At 41.7% G+C, this 21,001-nt stretch carries 15 protein-coding genes; 11 read left to right on the top strand and 4 right to left on the bottom strand.

Translation table 11 applies throughout. The features are described from left to right. Positions 1-234: 234 nt before the first annotated feature. Positions 235-1,914, bottom strand: a complete 1,680-nt coding sequence (locus B3P16_RS21510) for an RluA family pseudouridine synthase (RefSeq protein ID WP_286832007.1) — start codon at positions 1,912-1,914, stop codon at positions 235-237. Positions 1,915-2,249: 335 nt separating this feature from the next. Here B3P16_RS21510 and B3P16_RS21505 point away from each other — a divergent pair, with 335 nt between their 5' ends. From B3P16_RS21505 to B3P16_RS21465, 9 genes are all read left to right on the top strand, one after another. Further along, positions 2,250-2,723 carry a Dps family protein gene (locus tag B3P16_RS21505; RefSeq protein WP_286844283.1) on the top strand — a complete coding sequence of 158 codons (474 nt, stop codon included), beginning with the start codon at positions 2,250-2,252 and terminating at the stop codon, positions 2,721-2,723. Positions 2,724-2,871: 148 nt separating this feature from the next. Beyond that, a complete protein-coding gene (locus tag B3P16_RS21500) occupies positions 2,872-5,331 on the top strand; it encodes a glycoside hydrolase family 31 protein (RefSeq protein WP_286769716.1) in 2,460 nt (819 codons plus the stop codon). A gap of 3 nt (positions 5,332-5,334) precedes the next feature. Beyond that, on the top strand, positions 5,335-7,293 hold the full coding sequence (gene glgB / locus B3P16_RS21495; protein WP_286832006.1) for a 1,4-alpha-glucan branching protein GlgB: 1,959 nt from the start codon (positions 5,335-5,337) through the stop codon (positions 7,291-7,293). A 35-nt stretch (positions 7,294-7,328) separates the two neighbouring features. Next, the gene (locus B3P16_RS21490) at positions 7,329-8,741 is read left to right on the top strand and encodes a glycogen synthase (RefSeq protein WP_286844282.1); all 1,413 of its coding nucleotides are present in this window, start codon (positions 7,329-7,331) and stop codon (positions 8,739-8,741) included. A gap of 6 nt (positions 8,742-8,747) precedes the next feature. Continuing rightward, entirely contained in the window at positions 8,748-10,031 is a 1,284-nt protein-coding gene (locus B3P16_RS21485; protein WP_070569746.1) for a glucose-1-phosphate adenylyltransferase, read from the top strand. 164 nt (positions 10,032-10,195) lie between these two features. Continuing rightward, complete coding sequence (locus tag B3P16_RS21480; RefSeq protein WP_139145087.1) at positions 10,196-10,957, top strand: hypothetical protein; 762 nt, start codon at positions 10,196-10,198, stop codon at positions 10,955-10,957. A gap of 1 nt (position 10,958) precedes the next feature. Next, complete coding sequence (locus B3P16_RS21475; RefSeq protein WP_286769714.1) at positions 10,959-11,741, top strand: zinc-dependent peptidase; 783 nt, start codon at positions 10,959-10,961, stop codon at positions 11,739-11,741. 129 nt (positions 11,742-11,870) lie between these two features. After that, positions 11,871-13,652 carry a DUF4091 domain-containing protein gene (locus B3P16_RS21470; protein WP_286832003.1) on the top strand — a complete coding sequence of 594 codons (1,782 nt, stop codon included), beginning with the start codon at positions 11,871-11,873 and terminating at the stop codon, positions 13,650-13,652. Between the two features lie 302 nt (positions 13,653-13,954). Continuing rightward, a complete protein-coding gene (locus tag B3P16_RS21465) occupies positions 13,955-15,688 on the top strand; it encodes a thiamine pyrophosphate-dependent enzyme (RefSeq protein WP_286754425.1) in 1,734 nt (577 codons plus the stop codon). Positions 15,689-15,839: 151 nt separating this feature from the next. Here the strand turns inward: B3P16_RS21465 and B3P16_RS21460 are convergent, their stop codons facing one another. After that, the gene (locus B3P16_RS21460; RefSeq protein ID WP_112374468.1) at positions 15,840-16,028 is read right to left on the bottom strand and encodes a hypothetical protein; all 189 of its coding nucleotides are present in this window, start codon (positions 16,026-16,028) and stop codon (positions 15,840-15,842) included. Between the two features lie 266 nt (positions 16,029-16,294). On the opposite strand from B3P16_RS21460, the gene B3P16_RS21455 reads away from it, so the two are divergent. Further along, complete coding sequence (locus B3P16_RS21455) at positions 16,295-16,783, top strand: hypothetical protein (protein ID WP_286832002.1); 489 nt, start codon at positions 16,295-16,297, stop codon at positions 16,781-16,783. Here the strand turns inward: B3P16_RS21455 and B3P16_RS21450 are convergent. Beyond that, positions 16,757-17,149 (bottom strand): diacylglycerol kinase family protein, encoded by a 393-nt coding sequence (locus tag B3P16_RS21450; RefSeq protein ID WP_286769711.1) that lies wholly within the window; start codon positions 17,147-17,149, stop codon positions 16,757-16,759. The genes B3P16_RS21455 and B3P16_RS21450 overlap by 27 nt on opposite strands. A gap of 203 nt (positions 17,150-17,352) precedes the next feature. On the opposite strand from B3P16_RS21450, the gene B3P16_RS21445 reads away from it, so the two are divergent. Further along, complete coding sequence (locus B3P16_RS21445; RefSeq protein WP_286844281.1) at positions 17,353-18,531, top strand: MalY/PatB family protein; 1,179 nt, start codon at positions 17,353-17,355, stop codon at positions 18,529-18,531. Positions 18,532-18,691: 160 nt separating this feature from the next. Here B3P16_RS21445 and B3P16_RS21440 read toward each other — a convergent pair whose 3' ends face one another. Then, on the bottom strand, positions 18,692-20,854 hold the full coding sequence (locus tag B3P16_RS21440) for a S46 family peptidase (protein ID WP_286844280.1): 2,163 nt from the start codon (positions 20,852-20,854) through the stop codon (positions 18,692-18,694). Positions 20,855-21,001 lie beyond the last annotated feature (147 nt).

The raw sequence follows: 21,001 nt of genomic DNA, 5'->3' as shown, positions 1-21,001 counted from the left end.
TATTAAAATCAAAAAATCAGTGAACAAAGGAAACAAAAAATTAAGAATAATTAAAATTTTATTGTAATGTAATAAAGGAAAGTAGTTGAATTACATTTGTTTGTAAGTCTTTGTTTGTGAGTTGTTTATGTTAAATTATTGATTTGGGTCAATAATTTTCACATTACATTTTGACTTGGCGATGATTTTCCGCTACTTTATTTACTGACTTTTGTAACGATATAGTCAGCGCTATTAAAAATCTGGCTCGATTTCGAAGGTCATTTCTTTTTTGGAACGAGGGTGTATAAAGGTAATTGAAGCGGCATGAAGATGTAATCTATTAGCTTTTTTGCCATAGAGATCGTCACCAACAATAGGTGTATTTAGCCCATTGGGGTGCACGGCATGCATGCGGAGCTGGTGGGTTCGGCCAGTCAACGGATAAAACCTGACCCTAGTTTGATTATTCTCTATCGCAATTTTTTCCCATTTTGTCTGCGCTGGCTTGCCATAGGTGTAGCAGACCATTTGTCGGGGTCTATCATCCAGATCGACGCGAAGAGGGAGGTCGATCAAGCCGGATGGAGCTTCGATAATACCATCAAGTAAGGCAATGTATGTTTTTTTGATGGTATGCTGAATAAATTGATCCTGAATAAATTTATGCGCTTCTTTGTTTTTGGCAACAACCAATAGGCCGGATGTCGACATATCCAGGCGGTGGATAATAATCGGGCCTGCTTTTGGATAACGTTGAAGAATACGGTTGTAGACCGAATCCTTGACATATATTCCTGGTACAGAAAGAAATTCTGCTGGTTTGTTGATGATGATAATATCTTCATCCTCATAAATTTGAGGAAGTGCGATATCCAAGGTCGTTTCCTGCTGCATGGGATTCGGATCTACGACCAAGCCTTGGAGCATATACCCTAAAATCGGTTCACATTTTTTGCGGCATGCCGGATAGTAGTTTTTGTGCCTGCGTATTTCAGATGCAGGGGAGCAGCCCCACCAAAATTCGGCCAAAGCTAGGGGTGTTAACTGGTTTTCATATGCATATTGCAGCAGTTTTGGCGCAGCGCATTCCCCCGATCCCGCAGGCGGAGTTATCGTGTCAAATTCATGGAATATGTCGACGACATTCTTGCGTTGCCCTTTTGCATTGCGAAAATTATATTGTTCGAAAAGCTGTTTTTGCAGATTGCCTGAGCGTGTTTTGCGTTCCTCTTTTAGCGCGGTAATCGTAGATAGCAATTGTTGTAAATGGTTACTCTCTGTTTCCAGAGCCAAATGCATGTCATATTGAAAGCGCTGAAGCTGTTGTTTGTCTTTTAAACTCTGGCTCCGCATGTCTTCCATCAATAATTCATATTCCGCATCGGATAAACTGACCTTCAGTTTTGTACGGGTTTCTTTTCGTTCCTTCTTTTGGATTCTTAATTTCGATTTTAGCTCATCGAGCGACTTATCCCATTCATTTTTTAACCGGTCAAGATTACGCTGCGTGTCTGCTAGCTCTTCACTATTTTCAAGCCTTTCTATTTTGCGGTTCAGTGCATTGAGATGCACCTCTTCGTTTAGAAAAAAACTGTTTTCTTCCAACATATCGAATATTGGCGGTACAAAATAGCGGTGTTTGTTGCTTCCGGCCAGTTTTCCCGAAACAGCGGCAAGGTAGCCAAGCTCATTGTGTTGGTTTCTGACAACCAGCACACCGAACATTTTTCCAATAGCGAGGCCCTCCATGGCGCTGTCCAGGCCAAAATTGTGGGTCCAGTCCTCTTGTGTTTCGATGTAATATTGAAGTTCTTTTGCGGCGGTTACGGCAAGGGGGTGCGGTTCATAGCAAAATGGGAAGGTAAATCGTGTTGGAAGTTCAATCGCTGAAATATCCTGTTTGAATTTGTGAAAATAGGTATTGTTGTCCATGTTGTCCGCAGCTTTCCCTCAAAATAAAGATGTCTGCAAAAATACAACATTATGTGCTTTAAATAATAGCTTGATCGATTTTTGTTTAAAATGTTTCGTTCATAAGGTACAATCTAGGTCTTATCTGTTTCTACAAAGAACACTGTCGGTGCAGCCTTCGCTTTTCATTTTTCAGTCTAGCAAACGCTTTGCAGTAATACGAAATGTAAGTCTGGTTTGGTATAGTGGGGTGAGGTAATTGTTGTGAATTTGACTGGCTTTTATTTGGTTTTTACCGCATTTTTGGGTAAATTTAACTAAGCATTTAAAACATATAGTTAACAAAAGATTATAATATGAAAACTTCAATTGGAATTAAAGATGCGGACTTGAAAAAAGTTGCAAAGTTGTTAAATGTGCTGTTGGCAGATGAACACATTGTCTACATGAAGACGCGTAACGCGCATTGGAATGTGGAAGGTGCGGATTTTCATGCTGCTCACTTATTTTTGGAATCACAATACGATGAACTAGCTGAAGTGATCGATGAAGTAGCAGAACGTGTACGTACTTTAGGGCATTATGCGGTAGGTACCTTTGATAAATATTTGAAATTGACTCGTTTAACGGAGTCTACTTCAGAAAAAACCGACAGTCAGTCCTATTACAAAGAATTGTTGGCTGACCATGAAGCTATAGCGATGTCAATTCGTGCCGACATTTCTGTGGTTAAAGGCACTTCAGATAATGGTACGGAGGACTTTTTGGTTGGACTATTGGAAAAGCATGAAAAGATGGCTTGGATGCTTCGTGCGCATTTTGTTAAGTAAGCTGTATAAGTTTATCCACAGGTATTGAAAAAAATCCCGTCTATCCCAATAGGCGGGATTTTTTTTTGTGTTTTGTTGTCAGCGCAGGATTAATTTTCTATCTTAAAGAGGAATTAAGCCTTCAGAAACTTTTTAACATATTACAATTATGCTTGAAGACGACAACCTAAATCAAACCACACTACATGAGGAGGAAAATGATGGTACTTTGGAGAGTATGCATCATGTGAATAATCCGGTATTGGATTTACCGAAAATTGAAAAGAAATACCTTGAAACGATAGTAGCCCACAATCAAAACGATAAGTCTTATTATTTTTCTGACGGCAAAGCCAAGGTAGAAATTAAGATCGTCACGGATGAGATCGTGCGAGTACGGCTGGCTCCACAAGGGACTTTTTTGGAGGATTTTTCGTATGCCTTGGCCAAGAAAGATCACCGCGTCAGTATACATCAATGCAAGGAAGAGGCAGATCATTATCTGGTGCATACGAATACTATTTCCTGTAAGATCAATAAGAATGACTTTTTGATTTCTTTTGCTGATCGTTCAGGTAAACTGTTCAATGCAGATTTGGCGCCGATGCACTGGGAGGAAAACCCTGATTTTGGAGGCTATTATGTATATAGCACAAAAGTGGCCTTTGAAAACGAAGCTTTTTATGGACTGGGGGATAAGGCCACTAAATTGAACCTGAGAGGTAAAAGACTTAAAAATTGGAATTCAGACACTTATGCTTTTGCTTACGATCAGGATCCACTTTATAAAACTATTCCGTTTTATATTGGTTTAAAAGATGGTGAAGCCTACGGTATATTCTTTGACAATACCTTTAAAACGTATTTTGATTTCGCCGCGGAAGATCCGGGAAAAACAAGCTTTTGGTCCGAAGGAGGGGAACTGCAGTACTACTACATCCATGGTCCACATATTATCGACGTTATCCGTCGCTATCATACGCTGACAGGTACGCATTACCTGCCACCGCTGTGGGCAATTGGTTACCATCAGTGTCGCTGGAGTTATTATCCCGAAGCGAATGTCCGGAAGGTTGCGGAGGAGTTTCGGAAGCGACAGATCCCCTGTGATGCGATTTATCTTGATATCGATTACATGGAAGGATACCGCTGTTTTACCTGGAACAAGCAGTATTTTCCCAATCCTAAGAATATGATCAGCGATTTGGCCAATGATGGCTTTAAAACGGTGGTGATGATCGACCCGGGCATCAAGGTTGATGAGAACTACTGGGTGTTCAGGGAAGGAAAGGAAAATAGGTATTTCTGTCGCCGCGGGGATGATTATTTTATGGAAGGATTTGTGTGGCCGGGACGTTGTCAATTTCCTGATTTTACTAATCCGGAGGTTCGTCAATGGTGGGGCACCTTATATCAGGGCCTTGTGGAAGATGGCGTGGCTGGCTTCTGGAACGATATGAATGAACCGGCCGTATTTGGCCGCGGAACGTTCCCCGACGATGTACGTCACCAATATGACGGGCATCGGGGTTCGCATCGTAAGGCACATAATATCTACGGCATGCAGATGGTCCGGGCAACCTATGATGGTTTAAAGAAATTGTATAAAAATAAACGGCCATTTACCATCACCCGAGCGGCTTATGCGGGAACACAACGCTATTCTTCGGTCTGGACCGGCGATAATTTGGCGAGTTGGGAACATCTCAAGTTGGGAACCTTGCAGTTACAGCGTTTGTCGACTTCGGGCATGTCCTTTTGTGGAACGGATATCGGTGGGTTTACGGGTGAACCCGACGGTGAGTTATTTACGCGATGGATGCAATTTGGCGTTTTCTCGCCTTTTATGCGTGTGCATTCCGCTGGCGATACCCGCGACCGGGAGCCCTGGAGTTTTGGGGAGGATTGGGAAAAGATCAATCGGAAATTTATCGAACTCCGTTATAAGTTGTTGCCGTATATCTATACCTGTTTTTGGGAGCAAACGAAGTATGGTTTTCCCATATTACGTCCGATTTCCATGGTCGAACAGCATATACCGACCAATTGGCAACGTGAGGAGGAATTCTGTTTTGGGGATAAAATATTGGTATCCCCAGTTTTGCAGCCGGGACAAAAAAGCAAGATTGTCTATCTGCCTGAAGGTACTTGGTTTTATTATTTCAATAATGAAACCTACGTGGGCGGTAAAGAACATACTGTTCCTACGCCGATTGATGAGATGCCGATTTTCATTCGTGGGGGATCTGTTATCCCCGAATATCCAGTGATGCAATATACTGGTGAAAAGAAAATTGAGGAGCTGCAGCTCAATGTTTACTTCGCTGAAGGTGTAACCCGTTCGTATGTGTATTCGGATCATGGTGACACCTTTGCCTATGAGCAGGATATTTATCTTGAAAAATGCTTTACCGTATCGGGGCTCAAAGATTCCCTGTCGATTAAACAGACGCAAGATGGGCTTTTTACGGAGCGGTATGAGGAATATAAATTACAGTTAATCGGCTTGCCTTTTCAGGTTAAGAAGGTGAAGACTGATGGTATTGAGACAAAAGTACAAGTAGATGATAAGGGGCGGTATTGGATTAATGTCGCACGAGAATTTGATAACATATTGATAGAAGGTTAAAACATGACCAATGAAGTAATTCTGCATAGTCTATTTTCTGAATTTGATGTCGCCTTATTCCAGTCGGGTAAGCACTTCAAATTATACGAAAAGTTCGGTTCACACGAGCTGGAAGTCAATGGTGAAAAAGGCGTTTATTTTGCGGTTTGGGCTCCAAATGCAAAATCGGTCTTTGTAACCGGCAACTTCAATTTTTGGGATAAAGCGCGTCACGCGCTCTATGTGCGCTGGGATGGTAGCGGAATCTGGGAGGGATTTATTCCGGGGCTTGGCAATGGGGAGGCGTATAAGTATGTTATTGAGACTTATACTGGCGAACAACTTGAAAAAGGAGACCCCTTTGCTTTTCAGTGGGAGATCGCGCCAAAGACTGCTTCCATTGTTCATTCGACCTGGTTCGAGTGGCAGGATAAGCAATGGATGCAGGAAAGGGCTGTTAAAAACAGGCTGGATCAACCATTGTCTGTCTATGAAGTGCATTTAGGATCTTGGTCGCGGGATCCCGAAAGTCCGGATACTTTGCTCAACTACCGCGAAATCGCTGTGGCGCTCGTATCCTATGTGAAGGAAATGAATTTTACCCATGTAGAATTTATGCCCCTGATGGAACATCCCTATTACCCTTCTTGGGGATACCAGATAACGGGCTATTTTGCTGCGAGTTCACGCTACGGATCGGCACAAGATCTCATGTATCTGATTGAGGAGCTGCATGCCGCCGGGATAGGGGTGTTGCTGGATTGGGTTCCGTCACATTTTCCAGGTGACGCACATGGTCTTTATCGTTTTGATGGCACGAGCTTATACGAGCATGAAGATCCCCGGAAAGGGTTTCATCCCGATTGGCAATCCTATATTTTCAACTACGGACGTAATGAAGTGCGTTCTTTTTTGATCAGTAATGCATTTTATTGGTTGGATCGTTTTCATATCGATGGACTTCGGGTCGATGCGGTTGCTTCTATGCTCTATTTGGATTATAGTCGAAACGCAGGCGAGTGGATTGCCAATGAGTTTGGTGGAAATGAGAATCTTGAAGCGGTACAATTTTTAAAAGAACTGAATGAGGCCGTTTACGGACATTTCCCACATGTGCAGACCATCGCGGAAGAATCGACTTCCTGGCCGGGTGTCAGTCGCCCAACCTATGCTGGTGGATTGGGGTTTGGAATGAAATGGATGATGGGCTGGATGCATGACACATTGGATTATTTTAAAGAGGATCCGATTAATCGCAGCTATCATCATGATCGACTGACCTTTGCGACAGTATATGCTTTCCATGAAAATTTTATGCTACCGCTGTCACATGATGAGGTTGTCTACGGAAAGCATTCATTAATTTATAAGATGCCGGGCGATGAATGGCAAAAGTTTGCCAACCTGCGGGCATTGTATCTCTTTATGTATACTTTTTCGGGAACAAAATTGCTGTTTATGGGCGGAGAATTTGGGCAGACTTCGGAGTGGAATGTAAACCAATCGCTTGATTGGCATCTTTTGGAATTTGCGCCACACCAGGGTATGAAGCAATTTGTAGCCGACCTGAATACGGTTTATAGGAGCCAACCAAGTCTTTACCAGAAGGCTTTTGACGCTTCGGGCTTTGAATGGATAGATGCTGGTGATCGTGAAAATTCGGTTGTGGTCTATTGGCGAAAGGGATTTGACGCCTGGGATGATACGGTTGTTGTACTTAACTTAACACCTGTTGTTCGGGAACATTTCCGTATTGGTTTACCTTACGCTGGTGAATGGGAAGTGCTGTTGAATTCGGATGATTTGACCTATTTCGGTTCTGGAATACATCAGCTGCTCATTCATAGTGAATACCTGCATTGGATGAACCAGGTACAGTCTGCTCAAGTTCATTTACCTCCGCTTGGCGGATATATTTTGAAAAGGAAGAGAGCGGTAAAGGAAGTCAATCCCATTAAACAAGGCGAGCGTATCCCTGTATAAAATCTTGTTATTAAATCTCATGCTGTAAAAGAAGAATGAACGTATTTCACTTGAGTGTAGAATGTTATCCCGTGGCCAAAGTAGGTGGTCTCGCGGATGTCGTGGGCGCGCTGCCCAAATACCAAACCAAACTGGGATGGGAGGCGGCGGTTGTCATGCCTTGGTATGATCGTCCTTTTGTTAGGGATCATGCTTTTAGCCTAGTTCATGAAGGTACTTTTTATCAAGGATCTGAATTGCTGCGCTACAGTGTTTATAAGGAAGATCATCAGGTACTTGGATTTGAGCTCTACCTGATTAAGATTCCAGGTAAACTCGATCGGCAGGAGGTATATTGTTATCCGGATGAAGGCGAGCAGTTTATCGCCTTTCAACATGCTGTTTTGGCGTGGTTTAAGGATAAAAATATAGTACCTGATATCGTGCATTGCCATGATCATCATGTCGGCTTAATGCCTTTTTTGATGAGGTATAGCAATGACTATAACTTTCTTGCCGACGTTAAAACGGTGGGCACCGTCCACAATGGGCAGTATCAGGGCTGGACGCATTGGAGTAAAGCTATTCTGTTGCCCGCTTTCGATAGTTGGAAATGGGGATTATTGGACTGGGATGGTTTAATTAATCCGCTTGCAGCCCTCATTAAATGTTGCGATGCGTACACAACGGTCTCCGAAGGTTATCTGGAAGAGCTTTATGTGGAAGCAAATGGTTTGCAGCAGCTGTTTTATGATGAGCGAAATAAATCTGTCGGTATTGTCAATGGAATTGACTGGGAAATCTGGGATCCTAAAATTGATTATACCTTGCTAGAAAATTACGATGCTGTACAAGCTTTTTCCGGAAAGTTGAAAAATAAGGAGGCTTTGGCGAAGCAGTATAAAATCAATCCAGATCGACCGTTACTTGTTTTTATCGGCCGATTTGCAACAGAAAAAGGAGCGGATTTACTTCCGGAGATAATTTTGGATTTGACGGAGAAATATCACGATAGATTAAGTATATTTATACTGGGTGCCGGAGACCCAGCGATCCAGTCACGTGTGAAATCACTCGTCGATGATGGAATTGATAATTTTGATGTGTTCTTTGGTTATGATGAAAATCTGGCCCATTGGCTTTATGCCAGTGCGGATTTTCTTTTAATGCCTTCCCGTGTTGAGCCCTGTGGACTTAATCAGCTCTATGCTATGAAGTACGGTACATTGCCGATCGTGCATCAGGTGGGGGGATTAAAAGATACGGTAATCGATCTGAAAAATGATGGCTACGGTATAGGTTTTGATAGTCTGACAATCACTGAAATTAGTGCAGCGATTGTTCGGGCTATAAATTTTTACGATAGTAAAAAGCAGTTTGAGGAGAATCAACGTAAAATGATGCAGTTGGATTTTTCTTGGGATAAATCTGCAGCGAAGTATATAAGTCTATATAACCAATTAATGTAATTTGATATGTCACGTCATAATGTAGTAGCTATCGTCTTGGGCGGAGGAAGGGGCTCACGTCTGTATCCATTGACCGATCAACGGTCTAAGCCAGCAGTTCCCATTGCCGGGAAATATCGCTTGGTGGACATTCCCATCTCGAATTGTCTTAATTCGGGTTTTAACAAGATTTTTGTGTTGACACAATTCAATTCTTCGTCGCTCAACTCCCACATTAAGAATACCTACAACTTTAGTATTTTTAGCAAGGGCTTTGTCGATATTCTGGCTGCTGAACAGACCAACGATGGCGACAAATGGTTCGAGGGTACGGCCGATGCCGTGCGACGATCGTTTCGGAAGCTGGCGAGTATTGATTATGACTATGTACTGATTTTATCAGGGGATCAGCTATATCAAATGGATTTTGATGCGCTGGTTGACTTCCACGTCGAAAACGAAGGCGACCTGACCATTGCGACTATACCAGTAAACGCCAAAGATGCCACCGGTTTTGGTATACTGAAATCGGATGAAAAGAATCATATCACCTCTTTTATCGAGAAGCCGAATAGCGAGCAGCTGGTAGACTGGAGTTCAGAAGTGAGTGATCATTTAAAGGGTGAGGGCAGAGAATTCCTGGCCTCTATGGGTATTTATGTTTTTTCAAAAGGCGTCCTGAAACGTATGCTTGAAGAGAATCGCGGAATGGATTTTGGTAAAGAAATTATTCCCGATGCCATTGATACAAGTCGGGTGCTTAGCTATCAATTTGAGGGCTATTGGACAGACATCGGTACCATAGGGTCTTTCTATGAAGCCAACATTGGTTTGACCGATAATATTCCGGCCTTCAATCTGTTTGATAAAAATACGGTTTTCACCCGTCCAAGGATGTTGCCGCCTTCTAAGATTTCGGGTACAACATTAATCAATTCGGTCATTTCGGATGGCTGTATTATCCAAGCTGATAAAATAGACCGTTCCGTCGTGGGCGTTCGTTCACGGATTGGTACAGGATCTGTTGTGCGCGGTACTTATATGATGGGATCAGATTATTACGAGGATCTCGTCGATATGGAGGAAGCAAAGCGTAAAAATATACCTGTGGTCGGTGTTGGCGAACGGTGTTATATTGAGAATGCTATTTTGGATAAAAATTGTCGTATCGGCAACGATGTCCGGATCAATGGTGGACCTCATTTGCTGAACGCCAATCACCCCACCTATACCATTTGTGACGGCATTGTTGTCATCAAAAAAAATGCTGTAATTCCAAATGGAACAACAATAGGATTGACAAGCTTATAAAATTTATAGAACAAGGGAGATAATATATTGTTATCATTTCATGTTATTCATATAAAAGTATCTTGAAAAGTAATTACCTGAAGTCAAAATTTGCCTAATACCGGCAAATTAACGTCAGATGGTATTGTCTTTGCTAGCAAAGAATAGATATTATAATGAATAGTATGCGATTGAGACAGATTATCTCCCTTTGTTTTGTGTTGTTTGTTCTTTTGGGCTGCCAAACGTCATTGATGGTTCAAGGTACAGGTGTCTTGCGTGATGCCTCACGAAAATTCGAGCTTCGCCATGGCGATCGATCAGTCGTTTATATTCCAATGCGGCATCTGGGTACGCGGGTGTACTATGATCAAATTCAGCGCGCTGTAGACTCCCTCCAACGTTCGGGCTATGTTGTTTTTTATGAAAGTATCGCCTATCAGGTGGATAGTGCGGCACAACGTGATCTGTATGACCGCAAATTTAGAAAACTTACAGGCAATCGGCTCGGGCTGCAGCAATGTATTGAAATACCGGGCGATACCTCCCGGGTTCTTCGGGCGCCCATGTACCGTAAACTGGGGCAACGAATCATCAGTCAGCCCGATTATTCCTTTTTCCTGGTGAATTATGAAACGGCGGTGAATGCGGATATTCCCAAAAATAAATTGCTTGACGAGTTTGAATACCTGTATGGTACGATCAAACTGGATGATTGTGATTACAAAACACCGCTCCAAGAACCTTATTCCTGTAAACCGATCAAAGCAGCCTTAAAGAACAAATTTGATAAAGAATTTGTCATGAAAAAAAGGGAAGAAAACCTGGCATCATTAGTTGCTGACGCCCCACAGCAAAAGATTTTAATCTTATTCGGAACCTCACATTTTAAAGGCTTTTTGCGTAATTTGCAGGCTCGGGATCCCAAATGGATACAGATCAACTAATATGTTAGGAAAACTATTTATTATACTGCTTATACCAGTAACCATTTATGTTGTTTATTACCTGTTAAATCGTACGGCCAAAAACAGCAAAGCCATTAAACGTGTATTAAGCGACGAAGGAAAGGAAATTCTGGAAAAAGAAGTTGCCTATTACCGCAATCTGTCCGATGCGGATAAAATGGAATTTGAAACCCGCTGTTTAAAATTTTTGGATACAGTCAAAATTGAAGGTGTGGGCGTAGCGGTTGAGCTGAAAGATTATATGATGATTGCCGCCAGTGCAATTATCCCAATATTTGCCTTTAAGAAATGGACTTATCCCAATTTGACCAATATTATGGTTTATCCTTCCCAGTTCAATACAGCGTATGAATTTGAAGGCCATGCTGACCGAAATATAATGGGAATGGTAGGTGAGGGAGCCATGAACGGACAAATGATATTGTCCAAATCGGCATTGGAGTATGGTTTTAGGAACCCAAAAGATGGACAGAATACAGCGATACATGAATTTGTACACTTGATCGATAAAACCGATGGTACTGTGGATGGCATTCCAACACGTCTGATGGATAAAGCTTCAGTCATTCCTTTTATGAATCTGATACGGGAAGAGATTGCCAAAATAAAGGCGAATAAATCTGATATTGATGTCTATGGCATGACCAATCCAGCCGAGTTTTTTGCAGTTGCGTCTGAATATTTCTTTGAGGACCCAGCGAAATTCAAGACCCATCATCCTGAACTGTATAAAGCACTTTCTGAAATTTTTGAACAAAGTTAGTTATAGATAAATAAAATTTTACTATTTTTAAGGCAAACAGAAGTTGTTTGCCTTTTTTCTGCGAGCACCCTGCTCCTGGGCTGGAAAGAAGATCATCGCTTCGCTAAAGTTTTGTTAATTATAACTGTTATGCCTAAAACTACAATTTATTCTTCTATTGCCCTGGCTTGTATGCTATTTTGCGGCAGTAATCCGGGATTTTCCCAGCAGCGTTTTGCTACAGGGACAACATTTACTGAAATGGCCGATCCGACAAAGGATACGTTATCCAACTGGTCGAATGTTAAAGCCGGCCTACATGCTTCGTTTGTATCGATAGACAAACGTTACCCCAAATCTGTCAATCCAAATCTGACAACACAACGTACGGCGACTGTAGATGCCTGGAAAGGTGAACAAGTATCGGCGCAAGTATTGTTATGGACCAGTGCTGCCACTGCGCATGTCGCTGTATCAGCAAGTGAATTAAAATCTACAACAGGCAAGGTGATTGGCAGCGATGCGGTACAAGCGCGTTTTGTTCGTTATGTCATGACTGATGAATTTGCAAGTGGCTGTGGCCATCGTAAGCCAGAAGATTTTAAAGCTTCTCTTTCGGCAGATATGTTGGATGATCTCAAAAGCTATGACCTTGAAGCGAAGAAAGTCCGTCCTGTATGGATTACCGTAAAGGTTCCCAAGGAAGCTGCCGCAGGACAATATAAAACGACAATTTCGGTTCAGCAAAATGGCAAGGTGAAAGAGCAATTACAGCTTATCGTCAATGTTCAAAATCATGTGCTGCCGCCATCGTCGCAGTGGACTTATCATTTGGACCAATGGCAGCATCCTTCTGCTGTGGCTCGGGTCAATAATGTGAAGATGTGGAGCGATGAACATTTTGAAGCGTTGAAGCCGACCATGAAACAGCTTGCAGCTGCTGGGCAAAAAGTGATTACAGCGACTTTAAATAAGGATGCGTGGAACGTACAGACCTATGATCCCTATGCGGATATGATCACCTGGAAGAAAGCAAAAGACGGTTCCTGGGCTTATGATTATTCTGTTTTTGATCGATGGGTAAACTTTATGATGGATCTAGGGGTCAACAAACAGATCAATTGCTATTCGCTTTTACCATGGAACAACGAGGTACATTATTTCGATGAGAGCAAAAATGAACTGGTCAATGTGATTGCAAAACCCGGTACAGCAATATTTGAGGAGCTATGGACGCCTTTCTTAAAGGATTTTAGTAAGCACATTACCGCAAAGGGCTGGTTAAAGATTACCAATATTGCGATGGATGAAAGAGGCCGGGAAGAAATGGATCCAGCGATCGCCTTGTTGGAAAAAGTAGCGCCCGAATTTGGTGTTGCATTTGCTGATAATCACAAAAGCTACCAACGCTATCATAAGAGTACAGATATCAGCGTCGCCGCTGGCGATCCTTTTGATCAGAACGATCTTATTGAGCGACGTAAAAAAGGATATATCACGACATTTTATGTGTGCTGTTCGGACGAATTTCCAAATCAATTTACGTTCTCGGATCCAGCAGAATCCACCTATATGGCTTGGTATGCGCTGGCGGCAGGTTTCGATGGGGCACTGCGTTGGGCATTCAACTCCTGGGTGAAGGATCCACTGCATGATTCAAGGTTCCGTACGTGGCCGGCAGGAGACACCTATATCGTTTATCCGCAAGGAAGAAGCTCTATCCGTTACGAGCGTATGTTGGAAGGTATTCAGGATTATACCAAAGTCGGCATTCTGAAAGCCAAGTTGGAGAAGTCAAAAGATCAAGCCAACTTAGCGAAGCTAAATGCAAAAATTGCAAAATTAAATACCGCAAAACGCTATGCGGACTGGAATAAAGATCTCAATGATGCAAAGCGTTTTGTCGATGAGTTGTCGCGACAAATCAATTAAGGATTTATCCAAGCTATCATTTTAAAAAAGCTGTTTCAATTAATTTGAAACAGCTTTTTTTGTTGAATACAATTTCTTTTTATTTCAAGTATAGCGAATTGTTGGCTTAAATTTGGGCTCAGTGTATACCTGCTCCCAATTGAGGCTGTCATTGCACATTCGACCAGATTATACGCTTGGGAAGCGACAGACCTGTTCAGCTAATGTCCCAAACCATTACGCTACATTATTGTTGTTATTAAATAGCGGCAATATAATTTGCACGATGCCGCTATCACAAAATCTTAAATTATAGTATAAGTATGAAAAATGTAGCACACCAGATTGTGGGTCTTTTAAAGGATGCGGGAATTCAGCGTATTTATGCCGTAACGGGCGATAGTTTAAATTTTTTCAACGAAGCTGTTCATGCAGATGGAACGATGCAATGGATACATGTCAGGCATGAGGAAGTGGGGGCGTTTGCTGCAACGGCAGAAGCTGATTTGCACGGGATCGCCTGTTGTGCGGGAAGCAGTGGGCCTGGGCATGTGCATCTGATCAATGGTGTTTATGAAGCACACAAGACACGTGTACCCATGCTTGTGATCGCATCAACATGTGCTACCTACGAATTTGGAACCGATTATTTTCAAGAAACCAATCCAATCAAACTGTTTGATGATTGTTCTTGCTACAACCAAATGATCACTCGGCCGGAGCAGGTGCAACGTATGGTGCAAAATGCATTACAACAGGCTATCTCTAAACGGGATGTTGCAGTTATCGGCCTACCTGGTGATGTATCAGAAATGGAAGCGGTTCAAATGAATACTTCAACGAAGGTGTTTTTTACCGAGCCGCAAATTAGACCTTCGGAGATGGAAATTGGGCGATTGGCACAATATATCAATCAGGCAGAAAAGATAACCTTGTTCTGTGGTGTGGGCGCCAAGAAAGCACAGCAGCAAATCGTAGCGTTATCACAAAAGATCCATGCGCCAGTAGGTTATTCATTTAAAGCAAAGTTGGATATCCAACGCGACAATCCCAATGAAATCGGGATGACAGGACTTCTAGGAATGGCTTCAGCATTTCAAAGTATGCATCATTCCGATCTTATTTTACTTTTAGGGACTGATTTTCCTTACAAGGATTTTATACCGACCAACAAAACCATTATCCAGATTGATATTGAAGGTGAAAAGCTAGGGCGTAGATCCATCGTAGACTATGGGCTTGTCGGCGATATTGAGCATACCTTAAAAGCGGTATTGCCCTTTGTAGAAGCGCGTTCGGATACGAAATTTCTGGAGAAGCAGCTTGCTTCTTATGAAAAGGTCAAGGAAGATCTCATGACGTATGTGGAGGATTCAGGCAGCGAATGCGCAATACAGCCAGAATTTGTCGCTCATACCATTGATCAGAAAGCCAGTGATGATGCTATTTTCTTGCTTGATACCGGGATGTGCTGTGTTTGGGGAGCACGTTATATTAATCAGCGAAAGGATCGAATCATGCTGGGGTCTTTCAATCATGGTTCTATGGCTAATGCCATGCCAATGGCTATTGGAGCTGCATTGACACATCCTGAGCGCCAGGTTATTGCTTTTTGTGGCGATGGAGGCCTATCCATGTTGTTGGGGGATCTTGCAACAATAAAACAATATAACTTACCGATCAAAATCATCGTCTTCAACAATCGTGCACTTGGTATGGTTAAATTGGAGATGCAGGTATCAGGTCTTAAAGATCAGGAAACTAATATGGTCAATCCAGATTTTGCGATGATCGCCCAGGCGATGGGCATACGTGCATTTACGGTGACTCAACCCCAGGAGGTGGATGGTGTTATCCATGAGGCTTTTGGGATTGTCGATGAGCCTGTCCTAATTGATCTATATACCAATCCCAATGCATTGGCTATGCCACCCAAGATATCCTTCAGTCAAATGAAAGGGATGACAGAAAGTATGGCAAAATTAATGTTGTCGGGTAATTTCGAAGAGGTGTGGGATACCATTAAGTCTAATTATAAACATTTGAAATCGCTTTGATCCCTCGTCATCGAATTATTGAATATATTAAAAGCCCCAAAAAGCATAAAGCAGAGGGGCTTATTTTGTGTTAAAAGTGACTTGAATGTGTGGCGGTCAGACCATAAGAGGCTGATCGGCGGATAGTCGAAATTTGAAGGAAAATGTTATCTCAACATTGACGTTGAACAAACCAAAGGCTTTTAAGTAATTCTTCTTTACAGCGTCTGAGTTTTTCAATTTTGGATTCGGAAGGAATCGTAACTTGCTCTTTAACAATAATAGCCAAGTCTGTTTCAATGGACAATTTTGTGAGTGATGTACATCCACTATCAAATTTCTTAAAGCTTACATCTTTCATACTAATATTGGTTAAGAATTCCTGAATTTTATAATGTACAATTTACTAATAAAAATTAGCTTTACAATAAGCCTACGATAATTTTATTGTTACTAAATTGTTTATTTTTAATAGCTTATATCGTGCTAAAATAGTAGACTGCTATCTAACTTATAAACAATATTCGCTTGCTTTTTGTTTTTTGAATTTGAAAATTTTAAATGGTAGTTATTTAAAACAAAAATTCTTTTGAATTGCTATCTATACGATCAAACAAAAAATAGACGATGAGAATAATCAATTTCGGATTTATAGCGTTGCTGTGTTGTGCGGGCTGCCATCAGGAACAAAAAAAACAAGTTACTTCATCGAAACGCGATGATACTGTTCAAACTACTCAACCGTTGGATACCGCGGGGTTTCTTAGTGGAAAGAGTACATATCAGTACCTTAAAAATGGCGATACCATTTCACTGTCAATCACTGTTGATGGAGAAAAGGTGCATGGTGATCTTAGCTATGCCTGGAAGGAAAAAGATCGTAATAGCGGACATATTGATGGTGTATTGAAGGGGGACATTTTAACGGCCGATTATACTTTTTCTTCTGAGGGACAAGAATCGGTCCGTCAGGTGATATTTAAATTATCTAAAGCTCGTGCAATGGAAGGTTATGGTGCGATGGAGGAGAAAGCTGGAAAAATGTCTTTTGTTGATCCGAAGAAGATTGCATTTGATGAGAAATTCGCGTTAGAAAATGTAACGAAGGGCCAATGAGATCAGCTTGGGGGTAAAAATTAATAGGCCGATCAATAGCGCGGTGATGCTGCTTATCATCACTGCCGCTGCGGCGACATCTTTCATCTTTTTGATGTTTGGGTTATGTTCTGGACAGATAAAGTCAGCCATATTTTCCAATGCAGTATTTAACAACTCACAGACGAATACAAAACCAATGGCAAAGAGTACAGCAATCCATTCGTGGGTACTGATGTGAAGCACAACGGATAGCAGTATGGCCATAATGGCCGCTATACAATGCACCCTGAAATTATGTTCTTCATGCCAGGCTGTTTTCAACCCACTGAAAGCATAGTGAAAACTCTTTAATCTGGCACGGAATGAAAAGTTGTTTTTGGCCATAGTTGTTATGCTATTTTCTGTAAAGATAGCGCTTTCTGCTTATCCAGGTATACTGGATTTTTTTATTGCATGTTGTCTATTATGTCCGCGAGTTTTGTTATGTATATTAGCCTTCACTAGGTAATTTATCGTGCGATCTGAACCCCCTTTTACTTTATCATATTTTTTTTGCAAATGCCTCCTAATTTTAATTAAATTGCTGTATGATCTATAATTTTGACAAAACGATTGTTCGTCGTGGTACCGATTCGGTCAAATGGAATCAACACGATTATGCCGATTTGATTCCACTCTGGGTTGCGGATATGGACTTTCCAGCAGCACAACCAGTCGTGGATACACTTGCGCAACGGGTTCAACATGCGGTATATGGTTATGCTACGATTCCAACTGCTTTTTACAGCGCAGTGATGAGCTGGTCCTCACAGCGGCATAAATTTGTACTTCAACCGGAATGGATACTTCCTGTTATCGGTGTCGTACCGGCGCTTTCGGCTTTGGTAAGCGCATTGACATCACCCGGAGATAAGGTTTTGGTGCAAGAACCTGTATATCATTGTTTTTTTTCTTCCATAGAACGCAATCAAGCCCAGGTGGTTTCCAATGACCTGATTTATCGTAATGGCGAGTATACGATCGATTTTGAGGATTTTGAGCATAAAGCAAGTGATCCGAAAGTCAAGTTATTTATTTTATGTAGCCCACATAACCCGGCTGGGCGAGTTTGGACCCGAGCTGAGCTTGAACGTCTTGGTGAAATCTGTTTGCGACACCAAGTTTTAGTCATTTCGGATGAAATTCACTGCGATCTGGTATTTGAAGGCTATACACATATTCCTTTTGGAAGTATCAGTGCAGCCTTTTTGGCGAATTCGATTACCTGTGTAGCACCGAGTAAAACCTTTAATTTGGCGGGATTGCAGGTCGCTACAGTTCTCGTGGCCGATCCTGAACTCAAGAGGAAGGTGCAACAGGCTTTCTTAGCTAATGAGATCAGTAGCATAAGTCCCTTTGCCATTACGGGCTTGATCGCTGCGTACGAGTGGGGCGGGGAATGGTTGGATCAGGCTTTAAGCTACATCCATGCAAATTATCTGTATTTGAAAGGCTTTATGAACGAACATCTGCCTGCTTTGCATGTGTTTCCTTTGGAGGGTACTTATCTGGTGTGGGTAGATTGCGCCGCTTTGGGGATTTCAAGTCGAAAATTGGGAAAGCTCTTATTGGACGAAGCGCATGTGCAGGTGAATGTAGGTGCGATGTACGGGAAGGGGAGTGATGACTTTATTCGCCTCAACATTGCTTGTTCGAGGGAGGTATTGACAACAGGCTTGTTGCGTTTGAAGACTGTTTTCTCTTCTTTGCTCCAAGGGGCAAAATAGTATGCGAAGCTATTCTGAGTTAGATGAATAGGTTCTGATTTACGGTGATTCTTCGTTCGTAGTGGCATGCCGCCGGGCGAATCGGAAATAGCGTGGTGAACAAAAAAAGCCGCTGCATCTCTCGATGCAGCGGCTTTCTTGCGCCTTGTTTTAGACCAGATTAGATACCCATTTCTTTCAGGATAAAATGCGCGTTGTCAATTTTATCGGCAACCCAGAGGACATAACGAATGTCGACTCCGATGGATCTGCTGTAACTCTCGTTCCAAGCGAAATCATTAATTGTTGCGTCGTAAGCACGGTCAAAATTTACACCGATTAATTCACCATTGGCATTCATTATTGGAGATCCTGAATTTCCACCTGTAGTATCCATATCATATAAGATATTAACCGGCACGGACCCCAGGTCTTTTTGAACATAGGGACCAAAATTTTTGTTGAGGTAAGCTGTCTTGATTTCTTGTGGATAGTCAAATTCTGCTAAACCAAGATTTCCTTTTTGAATAATCCCTTCGATTGTTGTAAACGGTTTCATATAGGTTGCGTCAGCAGGCGAGTAGCCTTTGATGTGCCCGTAAGTCAGACGTAAGGTTGAATTTGCATCAGGAATAAAGTTCTTGGCCTGGAAAATTTCCTTAACGGCGACATAATCGCCCATTAATTTGTTCAGTACCCCTTCACGTCTTTTTTGTTCAGCAGCGAACTGGACAATATCATTGTTCAATTTGCCCTGGAAATCCAATAATTTGTCGTCAAATTTCTGAAGTGCATCGGCATTGGCCAAGACGGTATTTAGTATGTAATTTTGATCGCCAAGTTTACTGTTCTGAATAATCTCTGTTGCAAATTCTTGTGCAGTAGCCGTATTAAATTGCAATTTCTGAATGGAGGCCAATTGATTTTTACCTTGGAATGCAATGGCATCTTCCAACATTCGGGAGAAAATACGCTGATCAGCTTGCTTATTGTAGCTTTCGTAAGTTTCTTTAAGTGCTGTTTTTAACTTTTCAATATTTAAATCGAAAAGCTGTTTGGCCGCCTGGGATGATTTTTCCTTGGCTAACTTGGTTTTCAGAACGTTTAGGTCGCGAGCTACTTTCAATAAGCTTGTGCTGTTGTAAATATTGTTGATCCAAAGTTCTTTCAGGGCATCTTGATCACTGAGCTGATAATAGGCATCAATATCAGCGAGTAGACTTCCATATTTGTTTTTCAATTCGGGTTTACTTAAGATAAACGCTGCCAGTGCTTCGTCTTCTTGTTTTTTTGTCGATAGCAAGTCGATTCCTCGTAAGCCCTTGAGTTTACCACGATAGTTTTTCAATACATTCGCATTACGTTTTATGCGTGTTGCCAAGGATAGGGCGATATCGGTATTGTCTTTTCCTGCTTCCTCCATCTGTTTATTTTGGAAATCATACAGGTTGGATACGTAGGGCAAAAGATATTCCTGTTGATATTGAATATATTGTGCTGGTCTGTGTCGGAATGTTTTTCCGGGATAACCAAGGATAAAGGTGAAATCATTTTCCCGTACCCCATTTGGATTGACTTTAAGGTGTTTTTTGGGCTGGTAAGGAACGTTATCTTTAGAATAAGGTGCAGATTTTCCGTTTTTGCCGACATAAGCTCTCAGAAAAGAATAATCTCCCGTGTGGCGTGGCCATACCCAGTTATCGGTCTCTCCACCAAATTCTCCGATGTTTTGACGTGGAATATAAACTAAACGAACGTCTTCAATTGTTTTATAACGGAATAGGACATAACTTTTGCCGATAAACATTTCCGATACTTCAGCTTTAATCGTCGGATCTTCCTTTTCAGCTTGTTTAACCAGTTCTTGTTGTTTACGTTTGATCGTATTGATACGCTCCACTGGATCGCTGATGTTAGCGACAGCATTTAATATTTTAGCGGAAACATCCTCATAAGAATCGGTAATTCTTATTTTTAATCCTTTTGCCTCAATTTCCTGCTCTTGATTTTGTGCGACAAAACCGTTTTTTAGGTAATTGTTGATTGCTGTACTCGCAAGTTGAACGGCAGAAAAAGCACAATGATGATTGGTAATAATCAGACCACGGTTTGAGACAAACGATCCAGTACATCCACTGACTTGAACCAGGGCATCTACCAGTCCGACCTGGCCAGGATTGTAGATGTCTCTCTCACTGATCTTTAATCCGGCTTTCTTCAATCCAGCTCTATTTAATTCGCTCAATGGAAACATTCCCTCATCAGGATTTGCCTTGCTATAAGGACTGTTTGCCATGGTTAAGAATAAAGCTAGTGCAATTGTCGTACGATTTATAAACTTCATAGGATTTTAACTATCAACTGTTGTAAATCTCCAAATTTAAGAAAAGCATTTCGATGAAATCGATTTTTTATGTGAACTAATGTAACAATAGTGGATATACAGGATCTTTTTGGCAAGGTATTTATTGTATAATCAGCAGGCCCAATA

It is taken from the genome of Sphingobacterium sp. UBA7631 (assembly GCF_002483935.1).
GTDB classification, from domain to species: domain Bacteria; phylum Bacteroidota; class Bacteroidia; order Sphingobacteriales; family Sphingobacteriaceae; genus Sphingobacterium; species Sphingobacterium multivorum.
This window is presented reverse-complemented; position numbering and strand designations above follow the sequence as displayed.

Bases quoted from the DNA above. Each gene is read 5' to 3' on its own strand.
- B3P16_RS21440 (WP_286844280.1), bottom strand. From the start codon at position 20,854: ATGAAGTTTATAAATCGTACGACAATTGCACTAGCTTTATTCTTAACC.
- B3P16_RS21450 (WP_286769711.1), bottom strand. From the start codon at position 17,149: ATGGCCAAAAACAACTTTTCATTCCGTGCCAGATTAAAGAGTTTTCAC.
- glgB (WP_286832006.1), top strand. From the start codon at position 5,335: ATGACCAATGAAGTAATTCTGCATAGTCTATTTTCTGAATTTGATGTC.
- B3P16_RS21445 (WP_286844281.1), top strand. From the start codon at position 17,353: ATGATCTATAATTTTGACAAAACGATTGTTCGTCGTGGTACCGATTCG.
- B3P16_RS21465 (WP_286754425.1), top strand. From the start codon at position 13,955: ATGAAAAATGTAGCACACCAGATTGTGGGTCTTTTAAAGGATGCGGGA.
- B3P16_RS21505 (WP_286844283.1), top strand. From the start codon at position 2,250: ATGAAAACTTCAATTGGAATTAAAGATGCGGACTTGAAAAAAGTTGCA.
- B3P16_RS21455 (WP_286832002.1), top strand. From the start codon at position 16,295: ATGAGAATAATCAATTTCGGATTTATAGCGTTGCTGTGTTGTGCGGGC.
- B3P16_RS21475 (WP_286769714.1), top strand. From the start codon at position 10,959: ATGTTAGGAAAACTATTTATTATACTGCTTATACCAGTAACCATTTAT.
- B3P16_RS21460 (WP_112374468.1), bottom strand. From the start codon at position 16,028: ATGAAAGATGTAAGCTTTAAGAAATTTGATAGTGGATGTACATCACTC.
- B3P16_RS21490 (WP_286844282.1), top strand. From the start codon at position 7,329: ATGAACGTATTTCACTTGAGTGTAGAATGTTATCCCGTGGCCAAAGTA.
- B3P16_RS21510 (WP_286832007.1), bottom strand. From the start codon at position 1,914: ATGGACAACAATACCTATTTTCACAAATTCAAACAGGATATTTCAGCG.
- B3P16_RS21500 (WP_286769716.1), top strand. From the start codon at position 2,872: ATGCTTGAAGACGACAACCTAAATCAAACCACACTACATGAGGAGGAA.
- B3P16_RS21485 (WP_070569746.1), top strand. From the start codon at position 8,748: ATGTCACGTCATAATGTAGTAGCTATCGTCTTGGGCGGAGGAAGGGGC.
- B3P16_RS21470 (WP_286832003.1), top strand. From the start codon at position 11,871: ATGCCTAAAACTACAATTTATTCTTCTATTGCCCTGGCTTGTATGCTA.
- B3P16_RS21480 (WP_139145087.1), top strand. From the start codon at position 10,196: ATGCGATTGAGACAGATTATCTCCCTTTGTTTTGTGTTGTTTGTTCTT.